A 23,353-nucleotide genomic window follows, 5' to 3' on the forward strand; every position below is an offset into this window, starting at 1 on the left:
AGACTAAGGCGAGAAAATAATCACGCCCTAGCCTGCTGCTAGTCTCGCTTTAGGCTGCTACTCCAGCACAAGCGCTTTATTGAGAAATTTATTTTTCATTATTTTGTGATTGATCCGTCCGATCGTTGACTCATCTTTTGGAACTGGTGCGAATCGATAGAGCAATAACCATCTGAGGCACGCAATGGCTTCAAACCTTTGAATTTCTTCTTTATCAAATTCACTTTGTGCTAAATATGCATTTTGGAATAACGTGGCTAATGGTTCCCCATTGTATAAATAAATTAAAAAGCTCGTCCAGGCAAAATCATACCTGACATCCCCTAATTGCCCATTGGTCCAGTCAATGATCGTGTATTTCCCTTGATTTTCTACTACGTTCCCTAAATTAAAGTCACCGTGGATAAACTTATTTTGCTGCATATTTGAACCATTAATTAGCTCTATTAATTCCGTTTGAATGTCTTGATGCTCTTCGATTTGCGGGTAAAAATAACGGATAAAATCGTATTTCCTATGAAGCAGAGGATCTAATTCCTGGTCGGATACTTTATGGATGTCCAACAATAATTGAGCCAAATGCTCAACTTGCTGATTCGTTATTTGGGAAAGCGGGCTGCCATCATAGCTGGTTAACAGCGCCTTATGCCCGGAAGCGGTGTGGCCCCATCCATATGCTGCCGAAACAGAAATGCCTATGTTCCAAAGCGCTTGCAGCAGGACATATTGAAAATGAACATCTGGATCGGAATCCTTGTCCCATATTTTTAGAACAAAGCTGTCCGTAACAGACGAATATTTCCACACATGGGCCTCCAATCCAGCCGGCATGCTGCTGCAGGCTAGTTCTTGTTTCAGCAGCTCATTCATGAAGCTCGTGCTCTCAGCCCAAACCATTTCATTTAAGAACGCCATATTGGAACTCCTTCCATTTTGTTTAATCATATCTAATTGTACTTAATCTTACCTCTCTGTAGATCCCCATATATGCAAAAAAGGCAAAGAGCGATTGCTCCTTGCCTTTTTGATTTCTCTTACATGTTTCTTACATTAAAGCAAGTCGTCTAACGACGGTCCTGTGGCCCACCAACGAAAGCTTGCTCAGCTGTATCCAAACCGTATGCCGTATGCAGCGCACGCACCACTTCTTGCAGCGGCTCAGCATCGATGACGCAGGAAAGTCTGATTTCAGAAGTGCTGACCATCTTAATGCTGATGCCAAGACCTGAAATCGCTGCGAACATCGTTGCAGCAACGCCTGGATTGCTGACCATGCCAGCACCGACGATTGAAACTTTAACCAGGTTTTCTTCAGAAGTCACTTTGTTGTACGGAAGCTCTCCGTGCAGATTTTCAATGACTGCAACCGCTTTGTCTTTATCATCGAGCGAAAGCGTGAAGGAGAAGTCGGCTGTGCCGTCCTGTACGCCGCTTTGCACAATAATGTCCACATCCACGCCATTATTTGCAAGCGCGCCAAATACTGTCGCGAGCACGCCTGGCAAATCTGGAACGCCCAGAATGCTAATTCTAGCTACATTTTTATCGAATGCAATACCGCGAACGACAGCGCCTTGTTCCATCGTTACTTCCTCCTTTACACTTGTACCTTCGTTGTAGGTAAAGCTTGAACGAACGACCAGCTTTACATTGTAATGCTTTGCGTATTCAACTGCACGCGGATGAAGCACAGCAGCTCCCAGATGGGCAAGCTCCAGCATTTCATCATACGAAATTTCTTCGAGCTTGCGAGCGCATTTCACAACGCGCGGATCGGTCGAATAAATGCCATCCACATCGGTGTAAATTTCGCATACATCCGCTTTAACCGCAGCTGCCAGTGCAACTGCTGTCGTGTCGGAGCCGCCACGTCCCAGCGTCGTAATGTCGCCTTCCTCGGACATGCCTTGAAAACCGGCTACGATAACAATATGGCCCGCATCCAGCTCCTTAATCATGCGCTCAGTACGAATATCTGTAATTTTCGCCTTGCTGTGTACAGCATCCGTACGGATTCCCGCCTGCCAGCCTGTCAACGAAACGGCGTGGTGTCCCAGCTGGTGAATCGTCATCGACAAAAGCGCTACCGATATTTGCTCGCCTGTCGTAAGCAGCATATCCATCTCGCGCGCTGGCGGATTAGGATTAAGCAGCTTCGATTGGTCGATCAGATCATCCGTTGTATCCCCCATTGCAGATACGACAACAACAACGCGGTTTCCCGCCTGCCTATTTTCAATAATTCGTTTTGCTACCCGTTGCATCCGCTCCGGCGTTCCCACCGAGCTTCCGCCAAACTTCATCACTATCAACGACAAAGCTGACTCACTCCCAACCTTGACATATACATGCAAGTCAATATTATAGCACAACCATCATGCATCTGGGTATATCCCATCACAAAAATACAAGCAACCTTCACAGCTTCAGCATGCTATTTGGAAACGTCGGTGCCGAAATATTTTGTTGAAATTTCCAAATATGTACCGTCCTTTTTCATATCCGCAAGCGCCCTATTGACGGCGATAACAAGCTCATCATGCCCTTTCGTAAACAAAGCGCCGCTTGCCGTTGCCTCCGACATTTCATCAACAATTTTGAGCGGCGCCTCCGGCTCGCGATGCTTTAAGTCTAAATAAGTTAACCCATCATTAACCGTCGCGTCCACTTCACCGGACAACAACAAGGAAATCGCATCATCAAAGCCTTTGGACGGCACAATTTCCGCGCCGTACCGCTGTGCAATATCAAGCAAATTGCTTGTCAGCGATTGTGCCGCCTTTTTCCCTTGCAAGTCAGAAAGCTTCTTAATATCCGTGTTATCCTGATTCACAATGAGCACAATATGGGAGTAAATATAAGGATCGGAAAAATAATATTGCTCCAGTCGATCGTCCCGAATGCTGACTTGATTAAAAACAACATCAAACTTCCCCGCATCAAGTCCTGCAAATATTTCAGCCCACGGCGTTTCAATAAATTCAGGCTCCACGCCAATACGCTTGCTAATTTCTGCAGCTATCTCTACATCGAATCCGACAAGCTTGCCGTTTTCGTCATGATAAGTAAAAGGCGCATACGTTCCTTCCGTTCCTATACGCAGCTTGCCGCTTGCTTGAACAGCCTTCAGGGAGTTTTGCCCACCAGTTGCCGCTTCCCCCGAACTTGCAGCTGGCTGATTCGTTGCATTCGGCCCTGGTCCCGTGCCACAGGCCACCAGCAAAAACCAACAGGCTGTCAGCAGAAAAACAAAGCTTTTTCTTGCCATTCACTCTACTCCTCTACGTCTTCGCTAGATGCATGAGCTTAACTATTATATTGAATGTTACAATAGTAAGCCTTTATACATCAATGCTTTTTACGATAAAAATGAGAAGTTCGTGTGAAGTTTAGACGGTTCATATAAAAAAGCTGCTCCAAGGGCCAATTGCACCCTTGAAGCAGCTCATTGCCATCTCCTATGCGCGGGAGATGTATTTTCCTTCGCGAGTATCGATCAACAGCACATCGTCCTCATTAATGAACAATGGAACTTGTACGTTGTGTCCCGTTTGAAGCTTTGCATTTTTAGTTGCGCCGGTTGCCGTGTTGCCTTTAATGCCTGGCTCCGTCTCAATAACTTTCAGCTCAACGCTGTTCGGCATTTGGATACCGATGATTTCGCCTTGGTAGCTCGAGATGTTGACCGTCATGTTCTCGATCAGGAAGTTGATTTCCCATTTCAGCTGCGATTCGTTCAGTTCGAACTGGTCATACGTTTCGTTGTCCATGAACGTGTACTCGGAACCGGAGTTGTACAAGTATTGTACAGCACGGTTTTCGATGATCGCACGAGCAAGCGATTCGCCTGCACGGAACGTTTTCTCAACAACGTTGCCGTTGCGGAGGTTTTTCAGCTTGGAGCGCACGAATGCCGCGCCTTTGCCTGGCTTAACGTGCTGGAAATCGGTTACGGAGAAAATGTCTCCGTCTACTTCAATTGTCAATCCTGTTTTAAAATCATTTACTGAAATCACTGCTGATTACCTCCTGGGATTAGAAAAATAGCAAGCTTGATCGTGCTCGTTTACCGCTGTTACCACAACTTAGCCTAAAGTAAGAAACGCTTTAGTCGATGCGGTTAATATTTTAATACCGGTGTCCGTAATTACGATGTCATCCTCGATCCGTACTCCGCCGAAACCGGGGAGATAGATGCCAGGCTCAACCGTTACCGTCATACCGGGGGTTAAAATCGTTTCGCTAAGCTTGGACAAACGCGGAGCCTCGTGCACTTCCATGCCGAGTCCGTGTCCGGTGCCATGACCGAACTTGTCGCCATAGCCGTATTTCGTGATGACATCACGCGTCAAAGCATCCGCTTCACGGCCTGTCATGCCCGGACGGATATGAGCAAGCGCATTCAGCTGTGCCTCCAGCACAATGTCATAAATTTCGCGATGCTTGTCCGTTGGCGTACCAACGACAACCGTGCGCGTAATATCAGAGCAATATCCTTTCAGATAAGCGCCGAAATCCAGCTTCACGAATTCATTGTTGCCGATAACCCGCTCGCTTGCTTTGCCATGCGGCAAGGCTGAGCGCTCTCCGGACGCTACGATCGTCTCGAACGAAGAGGAATGAGCACCATGGCTGCGCATGAAAATTTCCATCTCCAGCGCGATATCGCTTTCCTTCACGCCAGGCTGCAGCAGCTTCTGGATATGCGTAAATGTCGCATCCGCTAGATCAGCAGCCTCCTGCATCACTTGCAGCTCCGACTCGTCCTTGATCATCCGCAGGCCTTCAACAAGCCCCGCTACTGGATGAAGGGCAATGTCGCCAAGCACAGCTGTCCAATCAGCGAATTCGCCGTAAACGACATGCTCCTGCTCAAAGCCCAGCTTGCTGATTTTTCTCGCTTTCAACAGCTCTTTCACCGTTTCCATCGCTTTAGGCGCATGTTCTACGATTTCATAGCCGATCGCCTGCTCAGGAGCCTGCGTCATATAGCGGAAATCGGTCAGCAAAATGCTGTCACTTAACGTAATGAGGACCATACCAGAGGAGCCTGTAAATCCGCTTATATAACGGCGATTGTATTCGCTGTTAATAAGAATAGCTTCCAGACCCAGCTCCGTAAGGGCGCTGCGCAAGCGATTCACTCTTTCCTTTGACATTTATGTTCATCCCCTTTCCGTTTTTTTAAGCCATCTTCAGCTTACGAGCAAGTGCCGCAAGGCCAAGCTCATAGCTCTGTGGACCGAAACCGGCAATTTGCCCGACCGCTACAGGTGCAATAACCGACACGTGACGGAATGCCTCGCGCGTATGTATGTTGGACAAATGCACCTCAACTACAGGAAGAGCTACCGTACTTAAAGCATCGCGCAGCGCATAGCTGTAATGCGTAAACGCTCCGGGATTAATAAGTATGCCATCCTCTGCGCCATAAGCGCTATGTATCCGATCAATAAGCGCGCCCTCATGGTTGGATTGGAAAAAATCCAGCTGTACATTCAGACCCTTCGCCTGCTCCAGCAAGTTAGCCTCAATATCAGCAAGCGTAGCCGATCCATAAATTCCTGGCTCACGAACACCAAGCATATTCAGATTCGGGCCATTAAGCACCAGAATTTTGAGCATTTGCACACCTCCCTAACGGACAAATCAATGCTAAAGACAAAGATCAATTGCCATTTTACCACATATGCCCGCCGCTTGAGAAGGGACAACTATTCAGCTTGCTTGTACAGGCTCTCGGGACGCCTCGTCTGTAAATTCAAAAGCAATGGTGTAGCCGATAAAAACGCCCCATAGCAAAAAGACACATAGTTCGGCGCTAAGCGTATTCCAGCCTGTTTTCCACACCGTTCGAGTCACATGCAGCATCGGCCCTACAGCAAGAAAAACGATCGCCCACCAGGCGAGTCCATAGAGCACACCAGGCCATGGACCTTTGAGCTTGCGGAACAGCAGACCGTATAGCAGCGCAGCAATTATTGAAAAAATAATGTAGCAGCCAACGCCTACTACTATGCCCCAGCCCGACTTCAAAAAGGAGGAGCGGAAAAACGGGTCCGCCATTATGCCTGGCAGCTCCAGTGTAAATTTCATTTCATAAAAAAACCAGCGCAATATGCCCCAAATCAGGCCAGCAAAAAAGCCCGTCGATAAGCAATACGTCCAAATATTCGTATGATGCTTGCCTTCATATGGATTGCCGCCTTTTCCGGCGGTCCGTTTATTTTGTTTATTTTCTGCCATCGTTTCCTTCGCCTCCAGCTTGTGATCACCTGTCGCCTCCTAAATAAAAGAAGCCATGTTTTAGTATGTGAAAAAAAGCATAGAAGTAACCGCCTCTGTTGGCAGCTGTTTCTGGATTGCCCAAGCAGCTCAAACGTTGGCAATTGCCGCACCGATCAAGTACAATAGAACTATTCGCAAGAAAATGAAAAAAATGATTCGTCACCTGATTGGGACGATACACTTTTAAGGAAGGTGACCAACACTTGTCGCAAAAGCCAAAAAGCATCTATGGAGGACAAGCTGTCATTGAAGGCGTCATGTTCGCAGGAAGCCATGTCAATGTTACAGCTGTTCGCCGAAAAAATGACGAAATCATCTTTTATGAGGTTCCGCGGACGACGAAGCGCTGGATCCAGCAGCTGAAAAAAATTCCGATTGTGCGCGGTGTTGTCGGCATAATAGATTCCAGCGCCAAAGGCTCGCAGCATCTGAACTTTTCTATGGAAAATTACGCGGAGGATGAGGCGAAGGAAGAAGCCGCCAAAAATCCCGAAGCACAGCCAAAGCCTGAGAAGGAGCAAAAATCCGGTTTCAGCCTAAGCATGATTGTCGGTGTTGCCGTGGCAGGCGTGCTGTCGTTTATTTTCGGCAAGCTGATTTTCACCGCAGCTCCCGCTGCGCTGGAAGAACTATTGTTCAGCAATGTATTTGAGAGCAAAATCGGTCATAACCTATTAGAAGGACTTATTAAAATCATTTTATTGCTAGCTTATTTGTATTTGATGTCGCTCACTCCGATTATCAAAAGACTGTTTCAATATCATGGCGCCGAGCATAAAGTAATTAGCGCCTATGAAGCTGGCGAGAAGCTTACGATCAGCAATGTGCAAAAATACAGCCGCCTGCACTATCGCTGCGGCAGCAGCTTTATTATTTTCACCGTCATTGTCGGCGTTATTATTTATTCGCTGCCTTTCTTCACTTGGGATTCCATCTGGGAAAGAATTTACATTCGCATTTTGCTGCTCCCCATCGTTCTCGGCATTTCTTATGAGGTGCTGCGCATTACAAATGCGATGCGCGACATTCCCGTGCTGCGCTATCTCGGCTACCCGGGCCTGTGGCTGCAATTGCTGACAACGAAAGAACCGAAGGACGATCAGGTTGCCGTATCCATTGCTTCCTTCAACCGGATGCGCGAGCTTGATCAACAAATGACCAATATTAAAGCGTAAGGGCGGAATGATTATGGCAAACAGGCCTAAAAAATGGAGCGTGCCGGCAATTATTATTATGTCTTTGCTTGGCATCGGAGTTATTTATGGCGTTTTGACCGATATGCGTTCATTCCTAATCCCGATTATCGTATTCGGCCTCATTTATGTGCTTTACAAGTTCCCGCCTGACCGCTGGAGAGGCCGTTCCGGTTCTGCTTCGCCTAAGGTGCGCCCTGGCAACCGCTCACAGCCTGCCAAACGCCCGAAATCGCAGCGTACGCCGTTCCGCGTTATCGAAGGCGGCAAGGAAGATGATGATCTGCCGAAGTATCATTAAGCCAATGTAGCCCGCTATGACAGCTGGCCAACCACGCAAAAAGAGCGTAACCTCGATTTCTCGGAGGTCACGCTCTTTTTTTGGGTAATTGCACATCATACTGCGTTTCACTTCATATTTGCGTTATCACTCATTATCGAGCTCGGCGCGAACCGCTTTAAGGTCGTCCAATCGGGAAGGATCACGTTCGAAAAATGCGACGAGCGTCTCGATGCAGGTGATCGAATCCCAGCTTAAATGATGCTCAATGCCTTCGACATCCTGATAAATATTCTCATCTTGGACGCCGATAATGGCCAGAAATGATTCCAGCAGATGGTGGCGCTCCACAAGCCGCTTGCCCATCTTCTTCCCTTTTGTCGTTAATACAAGACCACGGTATTTCTCATAAATTAAATAGTTATCTTTATCGAGCTTTTGAATCATCTTCGTCACTGACGAAGGGTGAACCTCCAGCCCTTCCGCAATATCCGACACTCTCGCGTAACCTTTTTCGTCTATGAGCTTATAAATTCGTTCCAAGTAGTCTTCCATGCTCGGTGTCGGCATTGAAGAACCCCCTAACCCAACTTCTTTCACCTTGTTTCCTCGGCGTTACTCTAGTATCATACACTGTTTTGAAACCTGTCTGCAACCTTATGGACAATCCCGGCCGCGCAATAATTAATGGCATTAGCGATTTAGAGCATTTCTTGAAATATAAGAATTTATAAGTTTCACATTTATCATTAGGCTTATATTTCTCGGACTGAAACGCGCTGCGCCGCCAGAGGTGGCTTTTGGCCGTTTCACCTTGCAACTCCCAGTTTGAAGCCCTTTCCTTTGTCGCACATTATAACTTAAGCTTCTTATTTAAAGCAACAAAGCACAGGAGGTGCCGCTCATGGCTTCCACCATAGAGGAGCGTCCAAAAACAGCGCTGAAGAGCTTATCCTTCGTTCCCGAGCTCGTCTATTTTGAACCGGATGCGCTTAATTATCCGAAGGGCAAGCGCATTTATGACTGGGTGCAAAAGGAAGGCATTCCTTTCCGCATGACAAGCTCGCATAACCGGATTACCAATTTGCCCGGTGAAACCGAGCTTGAGAAATACCGGATTGCCAAACGCACCCTCGTCGTCGGCATTCGCAAAACGCTAACCTTTGATACGTCCAAGCCATCAGCGGAATATGCCATTCCCATTGCGACCGGCTGTATGGCGCATTGCCATTATTGCTATTTGCAGACGACGCTCGGCGCAAAGCCCTATATTCGCGTTTATGTCAACATCGATGAGATTATCAGCGCTGCCAAGCAATACATCGACGAGCGAGCACCGGAAATAACCCGCTTCGAAGCCGCTTGTATGTCCGATCCCGTCGGGCTGGAGCCCATTACAGGCAGCCTGCGCGAGCTGATTGAATTTATGGCGGAGCAGCCGCTAGGCAGACTGCGCTTCGTGACGAAATTCCATCATGTCGACTCTTTGCTAGATGTTAAGCATAATGGCCATACCCGCATTCGCTTCAGCGTCAACAGCAAATATGTGATCAAAAATTTCGAGCCAGCCACCTCCCGCTTCGAGCAGCGAATTGAAGCCGCAGCCAAAGTAGCTAAAGCCGGTTATCCGCTCGGCTTTATCATTGCGCCGATTATCTGGCATGAGGGCTGGGAGGAAGGCTACGCCGAGCTGCTCGTATCGCTTGCAGAGGCGCTGCCTGAAGAGGCACAGCAAGCCGATTTAACCTTTGAGCTTATCCAGCACCGTTTTACGAAAACAGCGAAAAATGTGATCGAGCGCCGCTATCCGCGCACGAAGCTGGAAATGGACATTGAGAAGCGCAAATACAAATGGGGCCGCTGGGGACAAGGAAAATATGTCTACTCTACAGAACAAGCAGATGCGCTCCGATTGTTTATATCAGAGCGCATCTTTGAGCATTTTCCACAAGCGAAAATTGAATATTTCACTTAAAACTTCAGCCAATCCGGCGTAATGAGGTTAAGCCACGACGTAATTTGCGTCATTTGATCGGTGAAGAGCATAATGCCGAGCACAATCATAATCGCTCCGCCGACCTTCATCACCGTATTCGTATATTTCAGCAGCCATCTCGCTGAGCCTAGGAAAAAAGCCAATACGAAAAACGGAATGGCAAAGCCTAAAGCATAAGCCGTAGTCAGCTTAAACCAGGTATTCGGCTCGGATGCCGCCAAAGCCAGAATCGCCGTTAAGGCAGGACCTGTGCAAGGCGACCACCCGGCCGAAAATCCAATGCCAAAAATAAAGGAGCCTAAATAACCGGTTTTTTTCGAAGCATCAAACGGCAGCTTGCGCGTCTTCATCAGCAATTGCGGCTGAAAAACGCCGAGCAGGAACAGCCCCATCAGCACAATTAAAATCGCCGATAATTTGCGGATGAGCGGCTCATATTCGCTGAACGTTTCCGCGAACACATTCGTACCGTAGCCAAGCGTGTAATACACCGTACAGAAGCCGATAATGAAAAACAGCGTATGCAGCATCGTACGGGAGCGCATTTGCTTGCTCGTATGCTCATTATTTTTGAGATCGCTGACGGAAATGCCGGTTATGTAAGATAAATAAGATGGATACAAGGGCAAGCAGCATGGGGAGATGAAGGAAGCAAAGCCCGCCCCCAATGCGAGCCAAATATTAAGATCGTTCACCGTACAGCACCTCGATTTTGATTAACTCCCTGTTCTTATTCCCCGCTTGAACAGCAAGAGGCCCAGCAAAATAACAATGAGCAGAAGCACGATCGTGCCGCCCGGAGCCAAATTCCAAATCCCTGCAATCATCAAGCCGCAAATAACGGCAATTTCACCAATAATGACGACGGTAATAATGCTCTGCCGAAAGCTGCGCGCAATGATAAGACTGCAAGCCGCTGGAATCGTCAGCAGTGCAGACACAAGCAGCGCTCCAACAATTTTGATGGAAGCACTAATGACAAGCGCGGTTAGCACGCTAATCATAACATTATAAAAACGGACGGGCAACCCGCTCACCGCTGCTGCATCCTCATCAAAAGTAAGCAAAAACAGCTCCTTCACCTGCAGCCTGATGGCTACAAGGACGACAACCGTCACCACGGCAATCGTAATTAAATCGATGTTGCTCAGCGTATAAATGCTGCCAAATAAATAGCCGCTGACATTGACATTAAAGCCCTTGCCCATCGTGAATAAAATCGAAGCCAGCGCAACGCCGCCCGACATAATAATCGCAATGGACAGCTCGGCATAGGATTTATAAGCTTTCCTCAGCTTTTCAATCGCAAACGAAGCTGCAACAGCGAACAGCAGGCCTACCGCAACCGGATACACCCCAATTAAGAATCCAAGCGCAACGCCCGCAATGGATACATGCGACAGCGTATCGCCGATCATGGACAAACGGCGCAGCACGAGAAAAATGCCCATTAGCGGCGCTGTTACTCCGATAAGCAAGCCACCAATCAGCGCCCTTTGAAAAAATTCGCTAGTAACGATCTCCAACCTGAACAACCTCTTCTCTGCTATCCATTTCCTGACGAAGCCCGCGCAGGCTGTGAGTCAGATCATCTTGCGCACAATTTTGCAAATCATGCGAATGCTTTTTGTAAAACTTCAGCTTGCCGCTTTGCGCTGCCTGATGCAGCCCCAAATAAGTGCGGATCATCTCCATATCATGGGACACCATGAGGAAGGTGATATTGTGATGCTGATGCATATGCTTGATCATATGGAAAAAGCTTTCCTGCGTCTCTGAATCGATCCCAACGGTAGGCTCATCCAAAATAAGCAGCGACGGATTGTTAATAAGCGCCCGCGCCAAGAAAGCACGCTGCTGCTGGCCGCCGGACAGCTGGCCGATCCGCTTGTCCGCCAAATCCTCGATTTTCATCGCATGCAGGGCGTCATCTGCCTTTAAGTGATCGCTCTTCGTAATACGGCGAAACAGCTTATTGCGCCCGTAAAGGCCCGATAGCACCACTTCGCGAACCGTCGCTGGAAAAAGGGGATTAAACGCATTTTTTTGCGGCACATAACCGATTTTTTCCCATGCCTTAAATTGGCCTACCGGCTCGCCGAACAAACGAATGACGCCGCTCTCCGGCTTTAGCAAGCCGACAATCATTTTGAGCAGCGTTGTTTTTCCCGCGCCGTTCGAGCCAATCAGCCCGATAAAATCACGCTCGCGAACGCTTAAATTAAGTCCGGTAATGACGCGCTGCTGCTGATACGAGAAGGTAACGCCCTCCAGCGATATAATATCCTGATGGCAGTCTCCTGCCGGGCTGGAAAGCAAGTCCGCTTCTGGCAGCCTCTCTGTCACTTGTTGCATCCTGTCAACCTCCCTTGCTTTTTACTATATTGCTATACTTCCCTGATTATATCATTAATAAAGCGCCGTTTACCTAGAGACTGCGACGAAATAAAGTACCGTTAATTTCCTCGCAGCTCCTTATTGCAGTGCTTTCAGAAGATTTTGCAAATTCGCTTCCATCAGCGTAATGTAGGTATCGCCATTTTTCTCCTGCTCTGGCGTCAGTCCTTCTACTGGATTCAGCATCAATGTGTCTACCTTCGCTTCGCTCGCGAGCGTATCCGCAAGTGCCGGAGATACAAGCTCCTCGAAGAAAATATAGCGAATGCCTTGTTCCTTCACAAATTTGGCGATATTCAGCAAATCCTGCGCTCTAGGCTCAGCATCAGCCGATAATCCCATTATAGCCGTTTGCGTCAAGCCATAGTCGCGGGCCAAATAACCAAACGCCTGATGGGATACTACGATATCCTTCATCGTCGTTTTGGACAGCTCCTGCTCGAACTTCGCATCGAGTGCTGCAAGCTTGCTGTGCAGCGCCTCATAGTTCGCCTCATATTCGGTTTTGTGGGCACTGTCCACTTGAATGAGGCTATTTTTCACATTTTCAGCCATAATGATTGCCGATTTCGGGCTGACCCAAGTATGCGGATCGACATCGAGAGCGTGCTCATGATCATGCTCGTCAGCAGCTGCACCGTCTGCTTCTTCGCTATACTCTTCATGATCCGCATGCTCCTCTGCCGTTTCAGCGCTATGATCATGCTCCTCTTCGGAATTGCCTTGAATCAGCTCAATACCTTTGCTCATTTCGGCCGTAATGATCGTCTGATCGTTCGGCAATCCTTTCAGAAAGCTGTCCGTCCAGCCTTCCAGTCCTGCTCCATTGTACAGAAACAGCTGCGCTTTGGAGGCGGTGCTGAGATCTTGGCTTTTCGGCGTCCAATCATGCGGCTCCACTCCTGCCGGGATGAGGTTGACGACATTGACATATTCACCGCCAATTTCTGAAGCGAAATAATAGAGAGGATAAAAACTAGTCACGACATTCGTCTTGCCTTCTACGATAGAAGACTTCGAATTGCTGCCGCATGCGGACAGCACAAGAACAACCGACAACAATAAAGCGGCCATAGCCGTTATTTTCTTGCTTGAAAATACCTTTTTCATTTCGCAAATGCTCCATTTCTGTGAAAACCGTTTTCTTTTAGTAATCGTTATGATTACGTTCAGATTATACGAGTGCTTGGCATCACTGTCAACTGCTATTCGCATGTTCCTGGTCTACACGTAGCAGAACACTATGCGAGTATGGCGGTTGTGTGTCTATTCCGCTCCCGCTGTCGAAAAAAAATAATGTATTAGACTCGTAACATCCCATTAAGGCAACGGTCACTTATGTTGAGAGTAACATAAGTTGCCTTTGGTACGTCTATGTTACAAACAAGGGGGGGAAGAACATGAGGATAATAGGGTGCGTTTTACTGCTGCTACTCATGGGGCTTGCGATCATAGCTTGCAGCGAACCTCAAGCTGAGAAGCTGACCACAAAGACATTGCAAGAACTCTACCCAGGGGATATTGCGAAAGTGGATTCCATGGAGATTACGGACGGCAGCTCGGGCGAGCGGAAATGGTTTGCTAACAAAAAACAGATTCAAGAGTGGATCGATCAAGTGAAAGACATGAAATTCGAGCCAGATCCGAACCAAGAGGACCGGAGCGGCTTCCTGTACGCGGTATCCTTGCGGGAAGGTCACGAGAGCAAGCTGGGATTCACTCCGAATTCGCAGGGCAGGCATTATTACATCCACAATGAGGAGTTGACAAACCGAATTCAAGAGATGTTTGTAAACGGGGATACCACAAAAAACGATTAATAAGAACCGTACCAAATCGGCATTCATTGCGCTAACAGAGAACGTTATTTCAATGACCACAACGGCAGTCTAAAACTTATTTATCAAACACTAATAAAAAGAGAACCGAAGCGGAATAGCTCCGCCCGGTTCTCTCTTATGCTGCTTGCTTTACTGCAATTCCCTTTATTTCACAACAGCGCCATTTGGCATATCGTCCGGCACCGTCGCCAGCGTTAGCTGGTCGCCGTGCGACGCAGCCAGAATCATCCCTTGCGACAATTCTCCCCGCAGCTTCACCGGCTTCAGGTTCGTCACACAAATCACCTTCCGGCCGACAATCGACTCTGGCGTATAAAATTTCGCAATGCCCGAAACGACCTGGCGCTGCTCATAACCGAGATCAAGCTGCAGCTTCAGCAGCTTGTCGGCTTTCTTCACAGGCTCGGCAGCAATGACTTGCGCCACTCGCAGCTCTACCTTGGCGAAATCGTCGATGCCGATTTCTTCCTTGCTTTCTACCGGAGCCGCGTCTGCTGCGGCTCCTTCCCCTCCAGCGCCAGCCGCTTGCTGCGCGGCTTCCGGCTGCGCTTCCGCTTTGGCAGCGCCGCCCCCCATCTCGGCTGCGATAAAAGCAACCTCATCCGCCGTCTCCAGGCGTGGGAACAGCGGGCTGTCTTTCTGCACCCGCGTGCCTGCCGGCAGCTGCCCGAACGTGCGCATGCTCTCCCATGACGTCAGCTCGCCCGGCTGAATGCCGAGCTGCTTCCACAGCTCACGCGGCGCATGCGTCAGGAACGGCTGGAGCATAATCGACGTGATGCGCAGCGCTTCCGCCAAATGCTGCATGACCGCAGCCAGCTCCGCGCGCTTGCCTTCATCCTTCGCCAGCGTCCACGGCTGTGTCTCATCAATATATTTATTCGTCCGGCTGACGAACTGCCAAATCGCAGCGAGCGCTACAGAAAACTCCATGTTTTCCATAGCAGCCTCCACAGAAGCAATCGTATCCTGCGCCAGCGCTTCAAGCGAAGCGTCGAATGGTGTGATTTGTCCGGCATAAACTGGAATCTCGCCGTCAAAATATTTATCAATCATCGCAACGGTACGATTAAGCAAATTGCCGAGGTCGTTGGCAAGATCAAAGTTAATACGCTCGACGAAATTTTCCGGAGTAAAGGTGCCATCGGCGCCGAAAGGCACCTCGCGCAGCAAATAATAGCGGACAGCATCGAGGCCATAACGGTCGATCAGCATAACCGGGTCCACAACATTGCCCTTGGACTTCGACATTTTGCCGTCCTTCATGAGCAGCCAGCCATGGGCAAATACCTTTTTCGGAATCGGAAGATTGAGTGCCATGAGCATAATCGGCCAATAAATCGTATGGAAACGAACGATTTCCTTGCCCACGAGATGGACATCCGCCGGCCAGAAGCGCTCATATTTAGCCGCAGCCTCGGGATCATCGCTGCCATAGCCAAGCGCCGTAATATAGTTGGACAGTGCATCAATCCACACATAGATGACATGCTTCGCATCGCCTGGCACTTTAACGCCCCAATCGAAGGTCGTACGCGATACGGCTAGATCCTCCAAGCCCGGCTTGATGAAATTGTTGATCATTTCATTTTTGCGTGATTCCGGCTGAATAAAATGAGGGTTGTCCTCATATAGCTTAAGCAGGCGGTCTGCATATTTGCTCATCCGGAAAAAATAGCTCTCTTCCTTTACGAGCTCAACCGGGCGTCCGCAATCCGGACAATTGCCGTTTTCAAGCTGGCGCTCTAGGAAAAAGGATTCACACGGCGTACAGTACCAGCCTTCATACGTACCCTTATAAATATCTTCTTGCTTCAGCAGCTGATCAAAAATTTTCTCAACGACCTTCTTATGGCGCTCCTCCGTCGTGCGAATAAAGTCATCATTGGAAATTTCCAGCTTCGCCCACAAGCTTTTAATGCCGATAACGATATCATCGACGAATTGCTGAGGGGTCTTGCCTTGCTCCTGTGCTTTGCGTTCGATTTTCTGCCCATGCTCATCGGTTCCAGTCAGGAACCAAACGTCGTAGCCGCGCAGCCGCTTGTATCTTGCCATCGCGTCGCCCGCCACCGTCGTATACGCATGCCCAATATGCAGCTTGTCGCTCGGATAATAAATCGGCGTAGTCAAATAAAATGTTTTGTTGTCATTCGCCATTTCAGCAGCCTCCCAAATTTCGATTCTAAAAACACATAAAAACGCAAAAAACTCCCGTCCATCATGGGACGAGAGTATAAAACTCACGTGGTACCACCCAAATTCCCCTTGCATCTTCTCCTGATTCGCAGAAAAAAAACGCAATGGCTTCGTGTGCCGCCGATTGAAGGCGGACAATACCGTTAACGCCGGTCAAACGCTGCTCTCTTACCCGCTCCCGCCTAGTCAAACCTAGGGCAGCGCGCTGCTCAAAAGCAGATCCTCCAGGACCATCTTCCAACTTTGCCCGTACCGGCTCACACCTTATTGCCCGGCTCTCTGCGACGCAGCTTCCATTGTACTTATCCATTCATCAGACTCATATATGACAAAATATACCGAACAGCCAGCCCTTCTGTCAAGTAGGCTGATCCCCCTCGCTCTGCTTCCCGCCCTTTACGGGGGGAACCGGATCGTAGCCTCCAGCGTGAAACGGGTGACAGCGGCTAATCCGCCGCGCCGCAAGCCATGAGCCCCTGAGCACGCCATGCTTCTCAATAGCCTCCAGCGCATAGGCGGAGCATGTTGGAGCAAAGCGGCAGGAAGGCGGCAAATGCGGTGAAATCGCTTTGCGGTAAAAATGAATCGGCGCCTGAGCGACACGTCTGACAACAGGTCTCTTTTCCATTAGCTTTGCGCTGCTGCTTCTTCCTGATCACAGTCTTTACAATAACCGAACACTTCAAACTTGTGCTTGACGATTCGGAAATCAGCGGGCGCAGTCGTCTGCTCCATTGGGCAGCACATAATTGGATACGTTTTGCCGCAGTTCAGACAAATCATATGGTGGTGGTGGTCATGCTCGCGGCAATGCAGCTTGAACTTGACGCCTTCCTCGAACACCACCTGCTCCAGCACGCCAAGCTCCTCCATGACACGCAGGTTGCGGTATACGGTATCAAAGCTAAGTCCGGAATAAGACTTGCCCATGTATTCATAAACGTCCTTGGGGGCCAAGTAGCCCGGCGATTCTGCGAATAGCTTGGCCAGCGTCTTGCGCTGGTCGGTAATGCGCAGTCCTTGGCTCGACATGATTCTCACAATATCTTCAATCGTATGCGTATGTGAATGTGCATGTGTACTCATGCGACAAACCTCCTGCTTCTGAAATTCTCTCTCTCCCAATAATGCCGAAAAAAAAGACTCTCGTCAATGAGAGCCTTCCTGCCGCTGCTATTTTAACCGTTCAACCGCATATTAATAAGGAAGCTCGCGACCATGGCCACAAACAAAATCAGGCTGATAATTCCAAACGTCAGTCGTATTTTGTGCGCCTTGCGAAGCTTGTCCCCGTTGCCTGATTCCAGCTTGGCGAGCGTATAAGAGCGCTGCATAAAAAGAAATAAAATTAATGAAGTGACAAAAAACATATTGACGATAAACCATACTGCTGTCCAAAACATATCGACGCCTCCTCTAACCGCAAATTCCCTGAGCTACAGGAACCATCGATTTAATATCCACATAAATACAACGAAGCTGACAACTGCCCCACCGATGCATATCCAACCGGAACGAAACCGCTGCCCGAACATACGTAAAATGCCAAAGCTCAGCAATCCGAAAATGAGCAGCAAAAAAACGACGCCCAAAATAAATAACGCTGGCGATACATTGCTGACATCTACTAAACTCACGCGATACACTCCCCCATAACATTTCTATCTAGCATTATAAGGGATTTGCCCTGCATAAAGCCAGTGCTAACGATAGGCGTGCCGCCACTTTCCTGCCATAAGTAACGAATTTGTCACGATTTCAGGTTTAAAATATCGGGACTGCCCTTTATAGAAGGATCATGTAGAGGGGGATTTGATTCCATTCATCAATATGGAAACCCCAGTTTAAATATTCGATACCCATCTTGATAAAGTTGGCTCCACAAAATGGAAGAACTTAATCTTCAGAATAACTTCAGAATTACCTTATTAAAATCTAAAGCTTTATAAAGTAAGCTAGAAGCAGTGTCTACAAATATGAAAGCTTTGCTACAAGACGTTTAGCCTTAGGTCACGTTCAAGTTGCAGGAGATATCGTCTATACTTACGCAATACGCTTGCTGTGAATCGCTACCGCACTGACAGCAGCCATTGTCCTCGTCCAATTATTTCTGCCAATTCAGAAAGCGATTTATAAGGAGATAGATGCATGAAAATGACCATTCTAGTAGCTGAAGATGAACAGGAAATTCGCGACGTCCTTCACATTTATTTGCGGAATGAAGGCTACCTTGTCCGGGAAGCGGAGGACGGGACGCAGGCTTTGAAAATGGTTCAGCAGGAAAATATTGATCTGATTATTCTCGATATTATGATGCCTCATTTGGATGGCATTCAAGCTTGCCTCAAAATCCGCGAAATATCGAATGTTCCTATTATTATGCTCTCTGCTAAAGGGGAGGATTTAGATAAAATTATGGGTCTTTCCACAGGCGCAGATGATTATGTAACGAAACCATTTAACCCTCTTGAGCTGATTGCCCGGGTAAAAGCCCAAATCAGGCGGCAGCATTTCGCTTCCAGCAAGCCAGCCATAAATGACTCTGAAATAGCTATGGATGATTTGGTCATTAATCGAGACCAGCATAGCGTTGTCGTGCGCGGCCATGAAAAATCGTTAACCCCCATTGAATTTTCCATTCTGGAATTGCTAGCGATGCACCGGGGGCAAGTTTTTAACGTCGATAAAATCTATCAAAGCGTCTGGAAGGAACATACCGCGTTTTATTCGGAAAATACAGTGATGGTTCATATACGCAACATCCGCGAGAAAATCGAGGTCAATCCTAGAGAGCCGCAATATATTAAGACGGTCTGGGGAGTGGGATACAAAATTGAAAAATAAGCTATGGACTTATTTATTCGGCAAAAAAAGCATTCGCGTCCAGATGCTTTGGGCTTTTATTTTCAGCCTGATACTTGCTACTTTATTCAGCACGATCTATTCCATGCAGCGACCCCAATCCGGTTTTATTTATAAATTTTTGCCTATAGGCATTTTTGTGCTCTCTTTTTGGTTCAGCTTCATATTAATGACCCGCCGTACGATCCGTTATTTCAAGACGATTACCGATGGCCTCAAAGCAATGTCCTTCGGGAATTTAAGCTACCGGATTCCGTTATCCAGCCAGGATGAATTAGGGCATGTAGCACAAAATATCAATGATATGGCGGAACAATTGCAAAGCAAGCTTGCGCGGGAGCGACAGCTGGAAAAATCGAAGATGGAACTGATCACCTCCGTTTCGCATGACTTGCGAACACCGCTGACCAGCATTATTGGCTATCTGGATTTATTGAAAACCCACTCCTTCCAAGATGTTCAGGAGCAAGAAAGGTATATCGACAATGCTTATAACAAAACCCAGCAGTTGAAAAAGCTAATAGACGATTTATTCGAATATACGCGGCTTAGCGACCCGGATGTCCGTTTATCTTTTCAGGAAATCGATTTCAACAGATTATTGGCGCAGCTTGTTACTGAATTTGAGCCTGTAGCTCAGGAACAGAACATTATAATAAAAAAAGCGTTGCCTGCTGTACCTGTCATAGCTCTCATGGATACTGGAAAAATGGTCAGAGCGATCGACAATTTATTAATGAATGCCTTGAAATTTTCCGTGAAGCCCGGAGAAATCACCGTAAAGCTTTTTGTGCAAGAAGGACGAATTACTTTAAGTGTTGAAAATGCGGGCCAACCGATAACGAAGGAGCAGGAGGAGCAATTGTTTGAACGATTTTATAAAATGGAGCCCTCCCGCAACCATGCCCATATGCCTGCCGGCTTTGGCCTTGGTCTATCGATTGCTAAACATATCGTCGAGTTGCACAATGGACGGATCTGGCTTAACCATCATCAGGGGCATTATGCGTTTTGCACCGAATTTAAGCACCCGCAGCAGCAGCTTTAAGCATCCAGCTTGCTTTTCATGATATCTCGCCTATAACCGCACCTCCTTTTTACGGCAAACATATACAAATGCGGGAGGCATGTTTAAGGGCACAAATGTAATTTTTTCAATTTCAAAATGCTCTTTAAGCTGCGATCTCATTTGCAAGGAGTATTGAAAAGCAATGAATAGACCGTCATCTTTAAGCGATACGAGAATTTGCTCCATCAGCTTGTCTCGCAGCGTTTGCGGGAAATTGGTAAATGGCAGTCCGCTAATAATGCAGTCCAACTGCTTGATCGCTTCCGTATGCAGCGATGCCTGGAGGTAGCTGCTATCCTCATAGCTTGAAAATTCGGGATAATGCTCCTGCAATTGTTCACGCATATAAGGGTCTTTTTCAAAAAGGATAACCTTAGTCGCTTTCTTTTTGGCTGCTTGAATGTATTTGGTTATCGCACCGGTACCGGCTCCCAGCTCTGCGATACTCGTTGCTTTGTTCCAGGGAACTGACTCCAGCATTTTTTTCGCGAGAAATTTTGAGCTTGGCGTTACGCTGCCGATTTGTCTGGGCGAACGCAAAAATTTATGTAGAAAAAGCAGTTTTTCCTTTTTCCAACTGTTTACATTTATCATCATCGTATCCCCCTTTATTTCACTTTCCTTATGCTATCCAAAAAATCTGAATATAAAGTGAGGGGGAAACTAAAGGAATTCTTAAGATTCTGAACGTATACAGTGGCATCGAAGATTATGGCGGTATACCTCCCCCGACATTCCCCTGACTCAATAACCGTTTAAAATATGTGTCAGCATGAAGCTCAGCGTATAGTCATTCCCTAGCTCAGGCGGTATACTTTTTTCAGAGGTGACTGTATGTTAGACCGCCACATCGGAGGATTACTTATGAATACGATTATGATTGTCGAAGACGAGGACGCCATCTCCCGGGTGCTCGCAGCCTATATACGCAAGGCGGGATTTGATTGCCGCATCTATCGCAACGGACGGGAAGCTATTGAAGCTTTTGATGCGGCAGTTCCTACGCTCGTTATTCTCGATGTTATGCTGCCGGGCATGAATGGCTGGGAAGTGTTGAACCATATTCGCTACAAAAGCGCTTGTCCCGTCATTATGCTGACGGCTAGAGGCGATGTAAGCGACCGGATTCTGGGGCTCAACGAAGGAGCCGATGATTATATGACGAAGCCGTTTGAGCCAGAAGAGGTTGTCGCCCGCATTCATGCGGTGCTCAGACGGCCGCCCCGCTCCCTCGTCAGCTCGGAACAGGTTACGTTTGGGAGCATTCGCATCGATTTTAAATCACATACGGTTTACTTGAATGGTGCCAGTCTTTCGATCACTCCCCGCGATCTGTCGCTGCTCATGTTCCTCGCCGAGCATCCGAACCAGATTTTTTACCGCGAGCAGTTAATAGATAAAGTTTGGGGAATGGATTATGAGGGCAGCGATCGGGCAGTAGATTTGGCCATCAAGCGTTTGCGCAAGCTGCTGCTGCATTGGCCGCCAGAAGAAGGAGAAATCCGCACCCTGCGGGGGACGGGGTATATGCTTTATGCCAACATCCACTAATCGTCGCCAAACGCTGCTCAGCCGCTGGACTTTTCGCTATGTGCTTACCTTATTCATAGGGCTGCTTATCATTGGATTGGTATCGATTTTCTGGATTCGCCAGGAGACGCTGCATGAGCGGAAGCAAAACCTCAAAGCCTTTGCGCAGGTCGCCTCGCAGTATGTGAGCCAAGAAAGTGGACAAATCGTCATTCCGGGCCATTTCTATGAATGGATCGACCGCACCCAGCGCCGCTACTCGCTGCCGGGACAATTTTCATTGCGCGTATTTGATCATAACGGGACCGCTATTTTTATTAAACAGGGTCCCAGAGACAGAGATGCTGCTCCAGCCCTCCCTCCACTTTCGGGTGAGTTGAACGTCACCCTATCAGATGATCAATATACGCTGACAACGCCAATATGGGGCAAAAACAAAGGGGAGGCCATCGGATCGCTTGCCATTTCCTACGACTACAAGGAGTTAGTCCATGTTAATCAGAATTACGGCCTCATCGGTTCACTGCTGCTTGGCTCAGGCTTGCTGGGCTGGCTCATCATCTACTTTCTGTCGCGAAATTTAAGAAGGCCGATCAAGCAGCTCGCTGAAGCGCTGAATCAGATGGAGGCTGGCAATTATCAGGTAGTCGTACCTAACCATGTGAAGGAAAAGGAAATACACGACCTGCTGGTATCGTTCCAGACGATGGCTGCGCGCCTCGGCACATTGGAAGAGCTGCGGACGGAGCTGCTTGCCGGCGTGACACATGAGCTGAAAACACCGATTTCCTCCATTCATGGCCTTATTCATGCCGTTCGCGATCAAGTGGTTGCGGAGGAGGAAGCAGAGGAATTTCTGGAAATTTCCTTGCAGCAGACACGCAGGCTTCAGCATATGGTCACCGACCTGCTGGATTTCAATGCCTTCGCTTCCGGTAAAATCAGCGTCCGACAGGACACGCTTGATCTCGGCAAGCTAGTTGGCGAAATTGTATACCAATGGGGACTGCTGGATCCTGTAGAGGGGCTCGAGCTATCAGCCGATATTCCAAACGGTGCTTTTCTGGCTGTCGGAGATGCAAGCCGCATTCAGCAAATTATTGTGAATTTGCTGAACAATAGCAGGCAAGCGCTGCAAGGCCAAGGCCGCATTCATGTCTCTCTATCGGAATCTTCAGCTGGCAGCTATGAAATTAACGTTCAGGATAACGGTCCAGGCATATCGGAAGAGGAGCAGAAAAATATTTTCGAGCGATACTTTCGCGGTGAGCGTAAAAAGCTTGCTGTCGGCGGCCTAGGCCTCGGTCTTACCTACAGCCGAATGCTTGCCATTGCCATGGGGGGCCAGTTGAATTTAAAGCACAGCACGCCGCAAGGGACGACGTTTCAGCTATTGCTCCCTAAGCAGCCGTAGCCACTCGTTTGGCCGTTTCGAGGCGTCCAGCAATCTTGGTGTCTGTCTAACCATCTTAGTGTCTGCCAATTAATTAAGGTCAGCCAGCAGCATCTGGCTGGCTCTTTTCTTTGCAATCGTATGGCTACTTTCGAATTTAGTCTCAAACGTATTCAATAATCGACTTGGCGGACACAGCAGCCGCTATTTAAATAGAATCACGGGTTTTGGCACAGGCTGCGGACTCAGGAGACGCTAATGTGCTGCCAAAAGCCATTTTGAGGCGATGATGTGGGCAATAGCGG

The 23,353-nt window shown here is 48.1% G+C and carries 27 protein-coding genes; 8 read left to right on the plus strand and 19 right to left on the minus strand.

Going from position 1 to position 23,353, the window contains the following annotated elements; all coding sequences use genetic code 11:
- Nucleotides 1–57 precede the first annotated feature (57 nt).
- The 7 genes from ASF12_RS02160 to ASF12_RS02190 all read right to left on the minus strand — a co-directional run bounded on the left by ASF12_RS02160 (nucleotide 58) and on the right by ASF12_RS02190 (nucleotide 6,246).
- On the minus strand, nucleotides 58–945 hold the full coding sequence (locus ASF12_RS02160) for an aminoglycoside phosphotransferase family protein (protein WP_081418568.1): 888 nt from the start codon (nucleotides 943–945) through the stop codon (nucleotides 58–60).
- 119 nt (nucleotides 946–1,064) lie between these two features.
- Nucleotides 1,065–2,318 (minus strand): aspartate kinase, encoded by a 1,254-nt coding sequence (locus ASF12_RS02165; RefSeq protein WP_056029010.1) that lies wholly within the window; start codon nucleotides 2,316–2,318, stop codon nucleotides 1,065–1,067.
- Nucleotides 2,319–2,434: 116 nt separating this feature from the next.
- Nucleotides 2,435–3,268, minus strand: coding sequence for an amino acid ABC transporter substrate-binding protein (locus tag ASF12_RS02170; protein ID WP_056029012.1), 834 nt, complete (start codon nucleotides 3,266–3,268; stop codon nucleotides 2,435–2,437).
- A 190-nt stretch (nucleotides 3,269–3,458) separates the two neighbouring features.
- A complete protein-coding gene (gene efp, locus ASF12_RS02175; protein WP_046231928.1) occupies nucleotides 3,459–4,016 on the minus strand; it encodes an elongation factor P in 558 nt (185 codons plus the stop codon).
- A 69-nt stretch (nucleotides 4,017–4,085) separates the two neighbouring features.
- On the minus strand, nucleotides 4,086–5,159 hold the full coding sequence (locus ASF12_RS02180; RefSeq protein ID WP_056029014.1) for a M24 family metallopeptidase: 1,074 nt from the start codon (nucleotides 5,157–5,159) through the stop codon (nucleotides 4,086–4,088).
- Between the two features lie 25 nt (nucleotides 5,160–5,184).
- Nucleotides 5,185–5,625: a type II 3-dehydroquinate dehydratase gene (gene aroQ / locus ASF12_RS02185; RefSeq protein WP_056029016.1), complete on the minus strand. Its 441-nt coding sequence runs from the start codon at nucleotides 5,623–5,625 to the stop codon at nucleotides 5,185–5,187.
- A gap of 93 nt (nucleotides 5,626–5,718) precedes the next feature.
- A complete protein-coding gene (locus ASF12_RS02190) occupies nucleotides 5,719–6,246 on the minus strand; it encodes a YqhR family membrane protein (protein WP_081418569.1) in 528 nt (175 codons plus the stop codon).
- A 299-nt stretch (nucleotides 6,247–6,545) separates the two neighbouring features.
- On the opposite strand from ASF12_RS02190, the gene ASF12_RS02195 reads away from it, so the two are divergent.
- A complete protein-coding gene (locus tag ASF12_RS02195) occupies nucleotides 6,546–7,463 on the plus strand; it encodes a DUF1385 domain-containing protein (protein WP_056032677.1) in 918 nt (305 codons plus the stop codon).
- A gap of 13 nt (nucleotides 7,464–7,476) precedes the next feature.
- Complete coding sequence (locus ASF12_RS02200; protein WP_056029018.1) at nucleotides 7,477–7,782, plus strand: hypothetical protein; 306 nt, start codon at nucleotides 7,477–7,479, stop codon at nucleotides 7,780–7,782.
- Nucleotides 7,783–7,908: 126 nt separating this feature from the next.
- Here the strand turns inward: ASF12_RS02200 and mntR are convergent, their stop codons facing one another.
- Nucleotides 7,909–8,331: a transcriptional regulator MntR gene (mntR, locus tag ASF12_RS02205; protein WP_056029020.1), complete on the minus strand. Its 423-nt coding sequence runs from the start codon at nucleotides 8,329–8,331 to the stop codon at nucleotides 7,909–7,911.
- 334 nt (nucleotides 8,332–8,665) lie between these two features.
- Between mntR and splB the strand changes: the two genes are divergently transcribed.
- Nucleotides 8,666–9,736 (plus strand): spore photoproduct lyase, encoded by a 1,071-nt coding sequence (splB, locus tag ASF12_RS02210; protein WP_056029022.1) that lies wholly within the window; start codon nucleotides 8,666–8,668, stop codon nucleotides 9,734–9,736.
- Here splB and ASF12_RS02215 read toward each other — a convergent pair.
- From ASF12_RS02215 to ASF12_RS02230, 4 genes are all read right to left on the minus strand, one after another.
- Nucleotides 9,733–10,452, minus strand: a complete 720-nt coding sequence (locus ASF12_RS02215; RefSeq protein WP_056029024.1) for a cytochrome c biogenesis CcdA family protein — start codon at nucleotides 10,450–10,452, stop codon at nucleotides 9,733–9,735. The two genes, splB and ASF12_RS02215, sit on opposite strands and share 4 nt — an antisense overlap.
- A gap of 21 nt (nucleotides 10,453–10,473) precedes the next feature.
- On the minus strand, nucleotides 10,474–11,283 hold the full coding sequence (locus tag ASF12_RS02220) for a metal ABC transporter permease (RefSeq protein ID WP_056029026.1): 810 nt from the start codon (nucleotides 11,281–11,283) through the stop codon (nucleotides 10,474–10,476).
- The gene (locus tag ASF12_RS02225) at nucleotides 11,267–12,112 is read right to left on the minus strand and encodes a metal ABC transporter ATP-binding protein (RefSeq protein ID WP_056029028.1); all 846 of its coding nucleotides are present in this window, start codon (nucleotides 12,110–12,112) and stop codon (nucleotides 11,267–11,269) included. The genes ASF12_RS02220 and ASF12_RS02225 overlap by 17 nt, the downstream gene beginning before the upstream one ends.
- Nucleotides 12,113–12,232: 120 nt before the next feature.
- The gene (locus ASF12_RS02230) at nucleotides 12,233–13,264 is read right to left on the minus strand and encodes a metal ABC transporter solute-binding protein, Zn/Mn family (RefSeq protein WP_056029030.1); all 1,032 of its coding nucleotides are present in this window, start codon (nucleotides 13,262–13,264) and stop codon (nucleotides 12,233–12,235) included.
- Between the two features lie 290 nt (nucleotides 13,265–13,554).
- Between ASF12_RS02230 and ASF12_RS02235 the strand changes: the two genes are divergently transcribed.
- On the plus strand, nucleotides 13,555–13,974 hold the full coding sequence (locus ASF12_RS02235) for a hypothetical protein (protein ID WP_056029032.1): 420 nt from the start codon (nucleotides 13,555–13,557) through the stop codon (nucleotides 13,972–13,974).
- 165 nt (nucleotides 13,975–14,139) lie between these two features.
- Here ASF12_RS02235 and metG read toward each other — a convergent pair whose 3' ends face one another.
- The 6 genes from metG to ASF12_RS02265 all read right to left on the minus strand — a co-directional run bounded on the left by metG (nucleotide 14,140) and on the right by ASF12_RS02265 (nucleotide 17,831).
- Nucleotides 14,140–16,155: a methionine--tRNA ligase gene (gene metG, locus ASF12_RS02240; RefSeq protein ID WP_056029034.1), complete on the minus strand. Its 2,016-nt coding sequence runs from the start codon at nucleotides 16,153–16,155 to the stop codon at nucleotides 14,140–14,142.
- Between the two features lie 61 nt (nucleotides 16,156–16,216).
- Entirely contained in the window at nucleotides 16,217–16,504 is a 288-nt protein-coding gene (locus ASF12_RS02245) for a hypothetical protein (protein ID WP_056029036.1), read from the minus strand.
- Nucleotides 16,505–16,552: 48 nt separating this feature from the next.
- Nucleotides 16,553–16,822: a membrane protein insertion efficiency factor YidD gene (gene yidD / locus ASF12_RS02250; protein WP_056029038.1), complete on the minus strand. Its 270-nt coding sequence runs from the start codon at nucleotides 16,820–16,822 to the stop codon at nucleotides 16,553–16,555.
- Nucleotides 16,822–17,280: a Fur family transcriptional regulator gene (locus ASF12_RS02255; protein WP_056029040.1), complete on the minus strand. Its 459-nt coding sequence runs from the start codon at nucleotides 17,278–17,280 to the stop codon at nucleotides 16,822–16,824. The genes yidD and ASF12_RS02255 overlap by 1 nt, the downstream gene beginning before the upstream one ends.
- A gap of 92 nt (nucleotides 17,281–17,372) precedes the next feature.
- Nucleotides 17,373–17,597 carry a hypothetical protein gene (locus tag ASF12_RS02260; RefSeq protein ID WP_056029042.1) on the minus strand — a complete coding sequence of 75 codons (225 nt, stop codon included), beginning with the start codon at nucleotides 17,595–17,597 and terminating at the stop codon, nucleotides 17,373–17,375.
- A gap of 33 nt (nucleotides 17,598–17,630) precedes the next feature.
- Nucleotides 17,631–17,831 carry a hypothetical protein gene (locus ASF12_RS02265; RefSeq protein WP_046231914.1) on the minus strand — a complete coding sequence of 67 codons (201 nt, stop codon included), beginning with the start codon at nucleotides 17,829–17,831 and terminating at the stop codon, nucleotides 17,631–17,633.
- A gap of 511 nt (nucleotides 17,832–18,342) precedes the next feature.
- Here ASF12_RS02265 and ASF12_RS02270 point away from each other — a divergent pair.
- Nucleotides 18,343–19,038: a response regulator transcription factor gene (locus tag ASF12_RS02270; protein WP_056029044.1), complete on the plus strand. Its 696-nt coding sequence runs from the start codon at nucleotides 18,343–18,345 to the stop codon at nucleotides 19,036–19,038.
- The gene (locus tag ASF12_RS02275; protein ID WP_235533016.1) at nucleotides 19,028–20,104 is read left to right on the plus strand and encodes a HAMP domain-containing sensor histidine kinase; all 1,077 of its coding nucleotides are present in this window, start codon (nucleotides 19,028–19,030) and stop codon (nucleotides 20,102–20,104) included. The genes ASF12_RS02270 and ASF12_RS02275 overlap by 11 nt, the downstream gene beginning before the upstream one ends.
- Before the next feature lie 30 nt (nucleotides 20,105–20,134).
- Here ASF12_RS02275 and ASF12_RS02280 read toward each other — a convergent pair whose 3' ends face one another.
- Nucleotides 20,135–20,719 carry a class I SAM-dependent methyltransferase gene (locus ASF12_RS02280; protein ID WP_056029046.1) on the minus strand — a complete coding sequence of 195 codons (585 nt, stop codon included), beginning with the start codon at nucleotides 20,717–20,719 and terminating at the stop codon, nucleotides 20,135–20,137.
- 270 nt (nucleotides 20,720–20,989) lie between these two features.
- On the opposite strand from ASF12_RS02280, the gene ASF12_RS02285 reads away from it, so the two are divergent.
- Together ASF12_RS02285 and ASF12_RS02290 are read left to right on the plus strand one after the other, a co-directional pair.
- On the plus strand, nucleotides 20,990–21,676 hold the full coding sequence (locus tag ASF12_RS02285; RefSeq protein ID WP_056029048.1) for a response regulator transcription factor: 687 nt from the start codon (nucleotides 20,990–20,992) through the stop codon (nucleotides 21,674–21,676).
- Complete coding sequence (locus ASF12_RS02290; RefSeq protein WP_056029049.1) at nucleotides 21,660–23,069, plus strand: HAMP domain-containing sensor histidine kinase; 1,410 nt, start codon at nucleotides 21,660–21,662, stop codon at nucleotides 23,067–23,069. Before ASF12_RS02285 ends, ASF12_RS02290 begins: the two co-directional genes overlap by 17 nt.
- Nucleotides 23,070–23,353 lie beyond the last annotated feature (284 nt).

The sequence above is a fragment of the Paenibacillus sp. Leaf72 genome, from assembly GCF_001422685.1.
Taxonomy (GTDB): Bacteria; Bacillota; Bacilli; order Paenibacillales; family Paenibacillaceae; genus Pristimantibacillus.